This is a genomic window from Mycoplasmopsis gallinacea (assembly GCF_012220205.1).
Taxonomy (GTDB): Bacteria; Bacillota_I; Bacilli_A; order Mycoplasmatales; family Metamycoplasmataceae; genus Mycoplasmopsis; species Mycoplasmopsis gallinacea_A.
In genome coordinates this window covers 1-14,610 of the sequence record NZ_CP047225.1, presented here as the reverse complement: position 1 = coordinate 14,610, position 14,610 = coordinate 1, and the positions used below count along the sequence as shown (strand labels likewise).

At 38.8% G+C, this 14,610-nt stretch carries 3 protein-coding genes and 4 rRNA genes; 6 read left to right on the top strand and 1 reads right to left on the bottom strand.

From position 1 onward, the window contains the following. Positions 1-39 precede the first annotated feature (39 nt). Positions 40-1,047: a hypothetical protein gene (locus GOQ20_RS00035; protein WP_167844895.1), complete on the bottom strand. Its 1,008-nt coding sequence runs from the start codon at positions 1,045-1,047 to the stop codon at positions 40-42. A gap of 218 nt (positions 1,048-1,265) precedes the next feature. Between GOQ20_RS00035 and GOQ20_RS00030 the strand changes: the two genes are divergently transcribed. From GOQ20_RS00030 to GOQ20_RS00005, 6 genes are all read left to right on the top strand, one after another. Further along, complete coding sequence (locus tag GOQ20_RS00030) at positions 1,266-2,273, top strand: ECF transporter S component (protein ID WP_167844894.1); 1,008 nt, start codon at positions 1,266-1,268, stop codon at positions 2,271-2,273. Positions 2,274-2,284: 11 nt separating this feature from the next. Next, a complete protein-coding gene (locus GOQ20_RS00025) occupies positions 2,285-4,684 on the top strand; it encodes an MAG1360 family OppF-related protein (protein ID WP_167844893.1) in 2,400 nt (799 codons plus the stop codon). Positions 4,685-4,929: 245 nt separating this feature from the next. Then, a 16S ribosomal RNA gene (locus GOQ20_RS00020) occupies positions 4,930-6,439 on the top strand. Between the two features lie 287 nt (positions 6,440-6,726). Continuing rightward, a 23S ribosomal RNA gene (locus tag GOQ20_RS00015) occupies positions 6,727-9,612 on the top strand. A gap of 247 nt (positions 9,613-9,859) precedes the next feature. Beyond that, positions 9,860-11,369 (top strand): 16S ribosomal RNA (locus tag GOQ20_RS00010). Positions 11,370-11,655: 286 nt separating this feature from the next. After that, positions 11,656-14,541 (top strand): 23S ribosomal RNA (locus tag GOQ20_RS00005). Together the 16S and 23S rRNA genes form the textbook arrangement of a ribosomal RNA operon. Positions 14,542-14,610 lie beyond the last annotated feature (69 nt).

The following is a 14,610-nucleotide window of genomic DNA, read 5'->3' as shown; positions in this document are numbered from 1 at the left end:
AAACGACACAGCAATGTCTGTGTCGTTTTTTATTAATTATTATTCAGGAGATATGATAAGTTTAAGCGCTTCAAAACTTGATAGGTATAATGGGAGAGTTTCTGCGATTTGTTGTTTCATTAATCTCATAAATTCTAAAATTTTAGCTTTTTCGCTTGAACTTAATTGTTTTACTTTTTCACCATTATTAATTAATAAATCAAAAATTCATAATGATTCGTTAGGAGCACCTTCTTTAAATAAAGCATCCATTAATTTTTGCACTTCTTTTTTGTCAAATCAATCATTTTCATTTTTAATTTCTTTATTTTTAAGTAAATCTACAATCTTTTTAAATTCTTCTTTTGAATTCATGAGCACTGGAACAACAACATTAGTAATTTCATTTACAATATCCTCTTCACTAATTTGGCCTCCAGCTAATTTTTCAACAAGAATACCGATATTTGGAATATTTGCGACAGGAAGTTTTAATATGCTAGGTAAAGCTATGGAGATTATTTTAGCAAGTTCTTTATCTGAAGTAGGAATTGAAGCAAAGAAGTTTTGCATATTTTTGAAAGTATTATCTTTTCCAAAAACATATGTCATATATAAACGAGAAAATGCTTTTACTTTGTTTTGAATTACTGATGTATTTTCATCTTTAGCAATGCCTTCAATAACAGCAATAAAATTTTTATTAAGTTGATTTATTTTCGCAAGGTAATTAACTCCAAAAAGTACTTGACTATGTTTCTTTATCAACTCTTTGTATTTTTCAAAAAAATTCAATTCACTTCATTTATCAATAAAATGATTCAAATCTTGCTCATTTTCAAATGCATTGCTTGAAATCTCCTCATTTATTGCTTTAAAAATAGCAAGTAATTGACCTCAAATTTGAATTTGAGTTGTTTTCATTTCTTCAAATTTAACAACATGATTATCAGCTTGTTTTTCTTCTTCGGTAGCTGCTTTTGTGTTGTTGCATGAAGTAAAAGCAAATGCTGAAGTCACCCCGCCAAGTGGAAGTAACAATAATTTGTTTTTAAAAAGTTTTTTCATCTCTTGATCCTTTTTTAATATTTTTAATTAACTAAATTATATATATTTGTGTAAATGTTTATTAATTAAAAACCCTTTTTAAACTGGGACATGAAATATGTTTTTGTGCATATTTCATGTCCCAGTTTATATAATTTATTTTGATTGCATATAAAATGAGGAGTATTTAAAATAAAATAATAAAACAATTCGAAAATATTAATATAAAATATAAAAATATGAAAAAGGTAATTGGTCAATTGTCATTTTTTAAATGAATAAGAGATTTAGGGATTATTCAAAAATGAACCATCCGCAAGATGGTTTTTGTTGCTATCTTGATTTCTATCTCTGTTGCTTTTACAATTATTTCAGCACAACTTGTTCCAATTATCGCCCTTCCTACCTACAAGGTTTCTTTTTTAGGGCTTCCAATTAAAATTACCGGATTTATCTTTGGACCACTTATTGGCGGTTTTGTTGGTTTAGTTTCTGATTTACTTTCGCTAATTTTTATCCCGCCAGCTACTTATAACCCTCTTTATACTCTTGCAGCAACAATTAACGGAGTTGTCTCAGGAATTTTTGGATGATTCTTTATTCGCTTTTTAAATTATGCTTTTGGAGTTGAATTTAGGGTTAAAGTTTATAGTGCAAAAATTCAATATTATGGAGATAAATATAAATTAGCTGTAGCTAAAAATGACGAAAAGCTTATCAATAAATATGCTTCCAAAGTTATTTACTTTAACAATAAAAGAACTTATGCAAAACAATACGGAACCATTTCAATGCTTAAAAACATTAATATGATTGTTGGAATGCTCTTTTTATTAATTATTATTGCAATTATTGTATGATACATTGGTTTTGTGGTTAAAGATGATTTAATTCAAAGAAGTTTAATTAAAGACCGAAGAGGAATTTTAGCTCTGATGCTTGCTGGAATTTCAAGTCAGTTTTTCATGATCACAATTTCAAGATTTAAAATGAAAAGTTCAACTTATTTAAAAATAGTTCCAATTATTATTTTCTCAGGGTTCTTAGAACTTATTAATGTTCCAATCCTTTCTTTTGCTGACTTATATGCACTTGGAAGTAATGATAATAGTGAAATATTACTTTGAATCTTACAACACGTGATCTCTTCACCGCTTAAAATTTGATTCAACATCTTTGTCATTTATTATTCATATACAATCATCTCTAAGTTAATTAACAAAAACAAAAATTTATCATATAAATAATTGGAGTTTGTATGGACAAAAAACTTTTTATTAAACTCGAAAATTTATTTATTTATGATCAAAATGACCCTGTAAAAACCCTTTATATTCCTGAACTTGAAGTCTATAAAAATTTAAAGACTGGTTTTTATATTAGTGAAAAAAATGATGTTTTAAATTTTTATAATCTTTACAACGGAATTTTAAAAAACAAAGAAGTACTTTTATCTCTTTTTGAATACGAAAGTAGCAGCTATAAAATTAGGAATGTGCTTCATAATAAAAAAGATGTCTTTGATGAAATTTCAGTTTTTAACCTTAGCGACATTATCAAAGAAAAAGATAATGATATCCCGCTTTTTAGTATCTGAAACATCTGTAGCAAGATGAAACCATCAAAAAAAGAAAAAGACATTTTTAAGCTCCTTTCAACCAACTTAAAAATTACTTTAAAAAATGTCTTTTTTAACATCATTGCCAGCCAAGCTGAAAAAATCATTGCTCTTAACAATGATTTTCTTAAAGAAATTAACATCCATTATTCTAAAATCAAAAACAAGCAAGTTGTTATTAAAGATGAGCTAATTCAAATCCATACTCATTTAACCGAAATTACTCGTGAATATCAAAACAATTTATTTGAAGTTTACATTGGGATTATTAAAGATCTTTTTGAAAAATATTCTTTACTTCAAGAAAATTATTTTAAAACAGAAGTGTCTAACCAAAAAGATGTTATTAAGCACTTAGAAAAAGAGCTTTATTATTTAAAATTAATTGACTCTAAGTCAATGCAATACGTAATTAATGATATTAAAATTAAAAACTACCAATATGATCTTTATTTTTTTAAAGATTATGCAAAACAAATTAAGTATAAATCATCCAAGTTTTTAAAAAGAACCTTAAAAGATATTAAAGTTAAAATCTCAACACTAAAATTTAAGCAATCATTAATTATTAATAAAAAAGGAAACAAAGAATTTGAGTTTCTTGAAAAGCAAATTTTAGCATATGAAAAAATTGCCCATACTTTTAAAACTAATTTTAAAAAGATTGCTTTTCTTTCTGAAAATGATTTATGAAATCTTAAAAATATTATGGAACAAGAAGCTGACTTCTTTGTTCAAAATATGAACTTTAGCTATAAGAAAAATTTAACCATTTCTTATAAAAGTGCTCTTAAGCTTTTTATCTTCAATGAACTTAGCTTTTCATTAGATAAATGAATCATTCGTTCATATAATAAAATGCGTAAGATTCAAAAAACCATCAAAGATACCGAAGCTCAAATTAAAGAATTAAAAAATAAAAAAATTGAAAATAAAATCACTCAACAAAATAAGCTTGATATTTTAAACACTCAGGAAAAATTAAATTTAGCTAAAGCTGAATATAAATGATCTGAAGATAACCAAAAGAAACTTTTTAACAACTTAATCAAAAATAAACAAAATCGTTTAAAAAGATTAGTAACTAATGTTAAAAAAACTAAAAAAGAAATCTTCTTTATTTTGAAAAAATTCACTTCAGCCCAAATTGTAACTAAAAACAATTTTCACAAGCACCAAAGTAATATTTTCGATGAATTTTCTAGCTCGCTTACTAAATTTATGCAATTTAGTTTTTATGAAGAGCTTCTTACTAACTTTTATAATTTCACCTTAGATAATCTTGAAAGTGAAAAATTCAATAAATACTTTTTAACTCTTCAAAGATTTTATAAATGTCATGATGCAGTTTCAGTTGCTAATGCTAACTACTTAATTGCTTATAAAGAGCAAAAAGAAGTTGATAAAATCAAACTTAAACTATCTCAGTTTTATTTAGATGAAACTTCTTTATTAATTGTTAAAGATTCAAATAATATTAATGAGTATACCCGAAACGAATTTATGCGGGCACTTTCTAAAATCATGGACATGAATGATCTAACTCCTGTATTTATTAGTGACAATTTAGATTTTATTTTAGGAAATTTTGACCTACTTTATATCTTTAGTAATAACACCATTATTGAAAAAGGACCAATTGAACTTCTTTCAAGAAGACAAATTCACCCCTTTTCACAAAAATTATTTATTCAAAAGCATAATAATGCACTTCCTTTTACAAAAGAGTTTTGAATTCGAAATATTCAAAATCAAATTGACCATAAGTTTCATAGCGTGTATGGAAACTCAGATGAGATAGTGCGTTGATCAATGAGCAGTTCTAATTTAATTAAAAAAGATATTTTGCAATTAGATGAAAACGTAGAAAATAATTCAACAAATGAACTAATTAGTTACTATTATGGGAAAGAAATTAATATTAGTAATATTGACCCAAATGTTATTAATAAAAACGCCAATCCCAAAATTTTAGAAGATCTCATTGAAGCTTCTTCTAAAATCGGTGAAATAGACTTTAATAACGAAGATATTTATTAATATAAAAGTGTCAAAATTTAACTTAAGCGCAAATTCAAAGAATTTTGCGTTTTTATTTTGCAATTTCAAAAAGCAGTGTTATAATAATAGCACGCAAATTTAAACAAGTACTTTTAAAAATCATTCAAAAATAATTTATAAAAATTGTTTTTATTTCAAAAGTTTATGCTATAATAATTTAGCAACATTTGCGAATTAAAAAGTTCTTTGAAAACTAGATATATACAATGTACATGACAGTCAATTTTTTCGAGAGTTTGATCCTGGCTCAGGATGAACGCTGGCTGTGTGCCTAATACATGCATGTCGAGCGGAGTTCTTCGGAACTTAGCGGCGAATGGGTGAGTAACACGTACTTAACGTGCCCCCTTGATTGGGATAACGCTGAGAAATTAGCGCTAATACCGGATACTTAAATATCTCGCATGAGGTATTTATAAAAGGAGCCTTTAAAGCTTCACAAGGGGATCGGGGTGCGTAACATTAGCTAGTTGGTGAGGTAATGGCTCACCAAGGCGATGATGTTTAGCGGGGTTGAGAGACTGATCCGCCACACTGGGACTGAGATACGGCCCAGACTCCTACGGGAGGCAGCAGTAGGGAATTTTCCACAATGGGCGAAAGCCTGATGGAGCGACACAGCGTGCAGGATGAAGGCCTTCGGGTTGTAAACTGCTGTTATAAGGGAAGAAAAAGTCGAGGAGGAAATGCCTTGACCTTGACGGTACCTTATCAGAAAGCAACGGCTAACTATGTGCCAGCAGCCGCGGTAATACATAGGTTGCAAGCGTTATCCGGAATTATTGGGCGTAAAGCGTCTGTAGGTTGTTTGTTAAGTCTGGTGTGAAAACTTGGGGCTCAACCCCAAATTGCATTGGATACTGGCAAACTAGAATTGTGTAGAGGTTAGCGGAATTCCTTGTGAAGCGGTGGAATGCGTAGATATAAGGAAGAACATCAACATGGCGAAGGCAGCTAACTGGACACATATTGACACTGAGAGACGAAAGCGTGGGGAGCAAACAGGATTAGATACCCTGGTAGTCCACGCCGTAAACGATGATGATTAGCTGATGGGGAACTCATCGGCGCAGCTAACGCATTAAATCATCCGCCTGAGTAGTATGCTCGCAAGAGTGAAACTTAAAGGAATTGACGGGGATCCGCACAAGCGGTGGAGCATGTGGTTTAATTTGAAGATACGCGTAGAACCTTACCCACTCTTGACATCTTCTGCAAAGCTATAGAGATATAGTGGAGGTTAACAGAATGACAGATGGTGCATGGTTGTCGTCAGCTCGTGTCGTGAGATGTTCGGTTAAGTCCTGCAACGAGCGCAACCCTTGTCCTTAGTTAAACGTTCTAGGGAGACTGCCCGGGTAACCGGGAGGAAGGTGGGGACGACGTCAAATCATCATGCCTCTTACGAGTGGGGCAACACACGTGCTACAATGGATGGTACAAAGAGACGCAATACGGCGACGTGGAGCAAATCTCAAAAAACCATTCTCAGTTCGGATTGTAGTCTGCAACTCGACTACATGAAGTCGGAATCGCTAGTAATCGTAGATCAGCTACGCTACGGTGAATACGTTCTCGGGTCTTGTACACACCGCCCGTCACACCATGGGAGCTGGTAATGCCCGAAGTCGGTTTTGTTAACTACGGAGACAACTGCCTAAGGCAGGACTGGTGACTGGGGTGAAGTCGTAACAAGGTATCCCTACGAGAACGTGGGGATGGATTACCTCCTTTCTACGGAGTACACCTTTCAGTTTAGTGCTGAAAAATACAACAAAAAATTATTAAATATTAACGACAAATAATAGGTCATGTCATATATCTAGTTTTGAGAGAACTTTCTCTCTTTGTTCTTTGAAAACTGAATAGTAAAGTAAAGATATTAAATTAATATAACAACGACATCAAAAAATAAATTAGTCAATTTGTTTTGTGATACCGAGTTAATTATTATTCTAAAAATAATAATTTATTGAAATGTCTTTGAATACATCAAACAAATAGGTAAATATTGTTACAACTTTTAAATAAGTAAGAGTTTGTGGTGGATGCCTTGGGTCTGGAAGTCGATGAAGGACGTGATTACCTGCGATAAGCCTCGTGGAGCTGGATATGAGCTACGATACGGGGATTTCCGAATGGGGAAACCTAGCTAGAGTAATTTCTAGTTGCTGTATAATGAATCAAATAGTTATACAGACGAGACACGTTGTGAACTGAAACATCTTAGTAGCAACAGGAAGAGAAAATAAATAATGATTCCATTAGTAGCGGCGAGCGAACGTGGAAGAGCCCAAACCGACATTAGTCGGGGTTGTAGGACTATCTACATGAAGTTACAAATCTTTATCATAGCAGAATAGCGTGGGAAAGCTAAGCAAAGAGGGTGATACTCCCGTAAGCGAAATGGTAAAGACTTCTGATAGTATCCTGAGTAGGGCGGGGCACGTGAAACCCTGTCTGAATCTGCCGGGACCATCCGGTAAGGCTAAATACTAACCAGACACCGATAGTGAACTAGTACCGTGAGGGAAAGGTGAAAAGAACCCCGGGAGGGGAGTGAAATAGATTCTGAAACCACTTACTTACAATTAGTCAGAGCCCATTAAAGGGTGATGGCGTACATCTTGCAGTATGGACCGGCGAGTTATGATAACATGCGAGGTTAAGTGGATAAAAGCGGAGCCGCAGAGAAATCGAGTCTTAATAGGGCGTTTAGTATGTTGTCATATACCCGAAACCATGTGATCTATTCATGAGCAGGCTGAAGCTTGGCTAACCCCAAGTGGAGGGCCGAACCGTAGTACGCTAAAAAGTGCCCGGATGACTTGTGAATAGTGGAGAAATTCCAATCGAACTTGGAGATAGCTGGTTCTCCTCGAAATAGCTTTAGGGCTAGCGTGTGATGTTAAACTTTGGTGGTAGAGCACTGAATATGGAATGGCCGCGCCTAGCGGTACTGACTATAATCAAACTCCGAATACCATTGTGTATTGTCATGCAGTCGGAACCGGGGTGCTAACGTCCCGGCTCGCGAGGGCAACAACCCAGATCGTCGGCTAAGGTCCCAAAATTGTGTTAAGTCAGAAAGGTTGTGAGATTTCATAAACAACTAGGAGGTTGGCTTAGAAGCAGCCATCCTTTAAAGAGTGCGTAATAGCTCACTAGTCAAGAGATCTTGCGCCAATAATGTAACGGGAGTAAAACACAATACCGAAGCCACGGGTACGAAAGTACGTTAGAGGAGCGTTCTTAGGGCGGTGAAGTCAGACCGTGAGGACTGGTGGAGCGCTAAGAAGTGAGAATGCCGGTATGAGTAACGATTTGAGGTGAGAATCCTCAACGCCTATTGGGAAAGGTTTCCTGGGGAAGGTTCGTCCACCCAGGGTTAGTCAAGACCTAAGGAGAGGCCGAAAGGCGTATTCGATGGATAACAGGTTAATATTCCTGTACTGGCTGTTATTAGTGATGGAGTGACGGAGAAGGATAACATTACCCATTATTGGATTTGGGGGTAAATGCAAACTGGTGAGTGTAGTTAAATGCGCACTCTATAACCGGGATGTATGATGCATAGCTCATTTGAGCGAATTATGTGATTTCATGCTTCCAAGAAAAGCTTCTAAACGTTTAAAATAACGGTCACCTGTACCGAGAACGGACACACGTTCCCAAGATGAGTATTCTAAGGCGAGCGAGAAAACTAGTGTTAAGGAACTCTGCAAAATGACCCCGTAAGTTCGCGAGAAGGGGTGCCAACTTTGAGTTGGCCACAGTAAATTGTGAGGGGCAACTGTTTATCAAAAACACAGCTCTCTGCTAAACCGTAAGGTGATGTATAGGGGGTGAAGCCTGCCCAGTGCCCGAAGGTTAAGTGGATGCGTTAGCTTATGCGAAGCGTTGAAATGAAGCCCGGGTGAACGGCGGCCGTAACTATAACGGTCCTAAGGTAGCGAAATTCCTTGTCGGCTAAATACTGACCTGCACGAAAGGCGCAATGATCTCTCAACTGTCTCAACACTAGACTCGGTGAAATTATGGTCCCAGTGAAAACGCTGGGTACCCGCATCAAGACGAAAAGACCCCATGGAGCTTTACTACAACTTCGTATTGGAACTTGGCCTAACATGTGTAGGATAGGTGGGAGACGTTGATCTTAAGGCGCTAGCCTTAAGGGAGTCGCCGTTGAAATACCACCCTTGGTATGTTGAGTTTCTAACCTGCCGCCGTTATCCGGTGGGGGGACAGTGCGTGGTGGGTAGTTTGACTGGGGCGGTCGCCTCCTAAAAGGTAACGGAGGCGTTCAAAGGTACACTCAATATGGTCAGAAACCATATGTAGAGCGCAAAGGTAGAAGTGTGCTTGACTGCGAGACCTACAAGTCGAGCAGGTGCGAAAGCAGGACTTAGTGATCCGGCTGTACGTCATGGAACGGCAGTCGCTCAACGGATAAAAGTTACCCTGGGGATAACAGGCTTATCTTGCCCAAGAGATCACATCGACGGCAAGGTTTGGCACCTCGATGTCGGCTCATCGCATCCTGGAGCTGGAGTCGGTTCCAAGGGTTTGGCTGTTCGCCAATTAAAGCGGTACGCGAGCTGGGTTCAGAACGTCGTGAGACAGTTCGGTCCCTATCTGATGTGGGCGTTGGAATATTGATGAGAGCTGCTCTTAGTACGAGAGGACCGGAGTGGACGTACCGCTGGTGTTCCAGTTGTTCCGCCAGGAGCATAGCTGGGTAGCTAAGTACGGAAGGGATAACCGCTGAAAGCATCTAAGTGGGAAGCCTCCTCAGAGATGAGTATTCCCTTGAAATTCCTTGTAGACTACGAGGTTGATAGGATGGAAGTGTAAGTGTAGTAATACATTCAGCTGACCATTACTAATAAATTGATAGGTTTAAAAGTTAAGATGTTATTCAAGACATTTTAATGAATTATTATAAAGAATTTACTATTCAGTTTTCAGAGGACAAAATAATGAAACTCCTTTTTTAGGAGTTTTCTTATAAAATTTTTGCAACTCTGAAATTTAAAAAATTTTTCAAAAAAATGTTTTTTAAATTAAAATGTTTATGCTATAATAATTTAGCAACATTTGCGAATTAAAAAGTTCTTTGAAAACTAGATATATACAATGTACATGACAGTCAATTTTTTCGAGAGTTTGATCCTGGCTCAGGATGAACGCTGGCTGTGTGCCTAATACATGCATGTCGAGCGGAGTTCTTCGGAACTTAGCGGCGAATGGGTGAGTAACACGTACTTAACGTGCCCCCTTGATTGGGATAACGCTGAGAAATTAGCGCTAATACCGGATACTTAAATATCTCGCATGAGGTATTTATAAAAGGAGCCTTTAAAGCTTCACAAGGGGATCGGGGTGCGTAACATTAGCTAGTTGGTGAGGTAATGGCTCACCAAGGCGATGATGTTTAGCGGGGTTGAGAGACTGATCCGCCACACTGGGACTGAGATACGGCCCAGACTCCTACGGGAGGCAGCAGTAGGGAATTTTCCACAATGGGCGAAAGCCTGATGGAGCGACACAGCGTGCAGGATGAAGGCCTTCGGGTTGTAAACTGCTGTTATAAGGGAAGAAAAAGTCGAGGAGGAAATGCCTTGACCTTGACGGTACCTTATCAGAAAGCAACGGCTAACTATGTGCCAGCAGCCGCGGTAATACATAGGTTGCAAGCGTTATCCGGAATTATTGGGCGTAAAGCGTCTGTAGGTTGTTTGTTAAGTCTGGTGTGAAAACTTGGGGCTCAACCCCAAATTGCATTGGATACTGGCAAACTAGAATTGTGTAGAGGTTAGCGGAATTCCTTGTGAAGCGGTGGAATGCGTAGATATAAGGAAGAACATCAACATGGCGAAGGCAGCTAACTGGACACATATTGACACTGAGAGACGAAAGCGTGGGGAGCAAACAGGATTAGATACCCTGGTAGTCCACGCCGTAAACGATGATGATTAGCTGATGGGGAACTCATCGGCGCAGCTAACGCATTAAATCATCCGCCTGAGTAGTATGCTCGCAAGAGTGAAACTTAAAGGAATTGACGGGGATCCGCACAAGCGGTGGAGCATGTGGTTTAATTTGAAGATACGCGTAGAACCTTACCCACTCTTGACATCTTCTGCAAAGCTATAGAGATATAGTGGAGGTTAACAGAATGACAGATGGTGCATGGTTGTCGTCAGCTCGTGTCGTGAGATGTTCGGTTAAGTCCTGCAACGAGCGCAACCCTTGTCCTTAGTTAAACGTTCTAGGGAGACTGCCCGGGTAACCGGGAGGAAGGTGGGGACGACGTCAAATCATCATGCCTCTTACGAGTGGGGCAACACACGTGCTACAATGGATGGTACAAAGAGACGCAATACGGCGACGTGGAGCAAATCTCAAAAAACCATTCTCAGTTCGGATTGTAGTCTGCAACTCGACTACATGAAGTCGGAATCGCTAGTAATCGTAGATCAGCTACGCTATGGTGAATACGTTCTCGGGTCTTGTACACACCGCCCGTCACACCATGGGAGCTGGTAATGCCCGAAGTCGGTTTTGTTAACTACGGAGACAACTGCCTAAGGCAGGACTGGTGACTGGGGTGAAGTCGTAACAAGGTATCCCTACGAGAACGTGGGGATGGATTACCTCCTTTCTACGGAGTACACCTTTCAGTTTAGTGCTGAAAAATACAACAAAAATTATTAAATATTAACGACAAATAATAGGTCATGTCATATATCTAGTTTTGAGAGAACTTTCTCTCTTTGTTCTTTGAAAACTGAATAGTAAAGTAAAGATATTAAATTAATATAACAACGACATCAAAAAATAAATTAGTCAATTTGTTTTGTGATACCGAGTTAATTATTATTCTAAAAATAATAATTTATTGAAATGTCTTTGAATACATCAAACAAATAGGTAAATATTGTTACAACTTTTAAATAAGTAAGAGTTTGTGGTGGATGCCTTGGGTCTGGAAGTCGATGAAGGACGTGATTACCTGCGATAAACCTCGTGGAGCTGGATATGAGCTACGATACGGGGATTTCCGAATGGGGAAACCTAGCTAGAGTAATTTCTAGTTGCTGTATAATGAATAAAATAGTTATACAGACGAGACACGTTGTGAACTGAAACATCTTAGTAGCAACAGGAAGAGAAAATAAATAATGATTCCATTAGTAGCGGCGAGCGAACGTGGAAGAGCCCAAACCGACATTAGTCGGGGTTGTAGGACTATCTATATGAAGTTACAAATCTTTATCATAGCAGAATAGCGTGGGAAAGCTAAGCAAAGAGGGTGATACTCCCGTAAGCGAAATGGTAAAGACTTCTGATAGTATCCTGAGTAGGGCGGGGCACGTGAAACCCTGTCTGAATCTGCCGGGACCATCCGGTAAGGCTAAATACTAACCAGACACCGATAGTGAACTAGTACCGTGAGGGAAAGGTGAAAAGAACCCCGGGAGGGGAGTGAAATAGATTCTGAAACCACTTACTTACAATTAGTCAGAGCCCATTAAAGGGTGATGGCGTACATCTTGCAGTATGGACCGGCGAGTTATGATAACATGCGAGGTTAAGTGGATAAAAGCGGAGCCGCAGAGAAATCGAGTCTTAATAGGGCGTTTAGTATGTTGTCATATACCCGAAACCATGTGATCTATTCATGAGCAGGCTGAAGCTTGGCTAACCCCAAGTGGAGGGCCGAACCGTAGTACGCTGAAAAGTGCCCGGATGACTTGTGAATAGTGGAGAAATTCCAATCGAACTTGGAGATAGCTGGTTCTCCTCGAAATAGCTTTAGGGCTAGCGTGTGATGTTAAACTTTGGTGGTAGAGCACTGAATATGGAATGGCCGCGCCTAGCGGTACTGACTATAATCAAACTCCGAATACCATTGTGTATTGTCATGCAGTCGGAACCGGGGTGCTAACGTCCCGGCTCGCGAGGGCAACAACCCAGATCGTCGGCTAAGGTCCCAAAATTGTGTTAAGTCAGAAAGGTTGTGAGATTTCATAAACAACTAGGAGGTTGGCTTAGAAGCAGCCATCCTTTAAAGAGTGCGTAATAGCTCACTAGTCAAGAGATCTTGCGCCAATAATGTAACGGGAGTAAAACACAATACCGAAGCCACGGGTACGAAAGTACGTTAGAGGAGCGTTCTTAGGGCGGTGAAGTCAGACCGTAAGGACTGGTGGAGCGCTAAGAAGTGAGAATGCCGGTATGAGTAACGATTTGAGGTGAGAATCCTCAACGCCTATTGGGAAAGGTTTCCTGGGGAAGGTTCGTCCACCCAGGGTTAGTCAGGACCTAAGGAGAGGCCGAAAGGCGTATTCGATGGATAACAGGTTAATATTCCTGTACTGGCTGTTATTAGTGATGGAGTGACGGAGAAGGATAACATTACCCATTATTGGATTTGGGGGTAAATGCAAACTGGTGAGTGTAGTTAAATGCGCACTCTATAACCGGGATGTATGATGCATAGCTCATTTGAGCGAATTATGTGATTTCATGCTTCCAAGAAAAGCTTCTAAACGTTTAAAATAACGGTCACCTGTACCGAGAACGGACACACGTTCCCAAGATGAGTATTCTAAGGCGAGCGAGAAAACTAGTGTTAAGGAACTCTGCAAAATGACCCCGTAAGTTCGCGAGAAGGGGTGCCAACTTTGAGTTGGCCACAGTAAATTGTGAGGGGCAACTGTTTATCAAAAACACAGCTCTCTGCTAAACCGTAAGGTGATGTATAGGGGGCGAAGCCTGCCCAGTGCCCGAAGGTTAAGTGGATGCGTTAGCTTATGCGAAGCGTTGAAATGAAGCCCGGGTGAACGGCGGCCGTAACTATAACGGTCCTAAGGTAGCGAAATTCCTTGTCGGCTAAATACTGACCTGCACGAAAGGCGCAATGATCTCTCAACTGTCTCAACACTAGACTCGGTGAAATTATGGTCCCAGTGAAAACGCTGGGTACCCGCATCAAGACGAAAAGACCCCATGGAGCTTTACTACAACTTCGTATTGGAACTTGGCCTAACATGTGTAGGATAGGTGGGAGACGTTGATCTTAAGGCGCTAGCCTTAAGGGAGTCGCCGTTGAAATACCACCCTTGGTATGTTGAGTTTCTAACCTGCCGCCGTTATCCGGTGGGGGGACAGTGCGTGGTGGGTAGTTTGACTGGGGCGGTCGCCTCCTAAAAGGTAACGGAGGCGTTCAAAGGTACACTCAATATGGTCAGAAACCATATGTAGAGCGCAAAGGTAGAAGTGTGCTTGACTGCGAGACCTACAAGTCGAGCAGGTGCGAAAGCAGGACTTAGTGATCCGGCTGTACGTCATGGAACGGCAGTCGCTCAACGGATAAAAGTTACCCTGGGGATAACAGGCTTATCTTGCCCAAGAGATCACATCGACGGCAAGGTTTGGCACCTCGATGTCGGCTCATCGCATCCTGGAGCTGGAGTCGGTTCCAAGGGTTTGGCTGTTCGCCAATTAAAGCGGTACGCGAGCTGGGTTCAGAACGTCGTGAGACAGTTCGGTCCCTATCTGATGTGGGCGTTGGAATATTGATGAGAGCTGCTCTTAGTACGAGAGGACCGGAGTGGACGTACCGCTGGTGTTCCAGTTGTTCCGCCAGGAGCATAGCTGGGTAGCTAAGTACGGAAGGGATAACCGCTGAAAGCATCTAAGTGGGAAGCCTCTTCAGAGATGAGTATTCCCTTGAAATTCCTTGTAGACTACGAGGTTGATAGGATGGAAGTGTAAGTGTAGTAATACATTCAGCTGACCATTACTAATAAATTGATAGGTTTGAAAGTTAAGATGTTATTCAAGACATTTTAATGAATTATTATAAAGAATTTACTATTCAGTTTTCAGAGGACAAA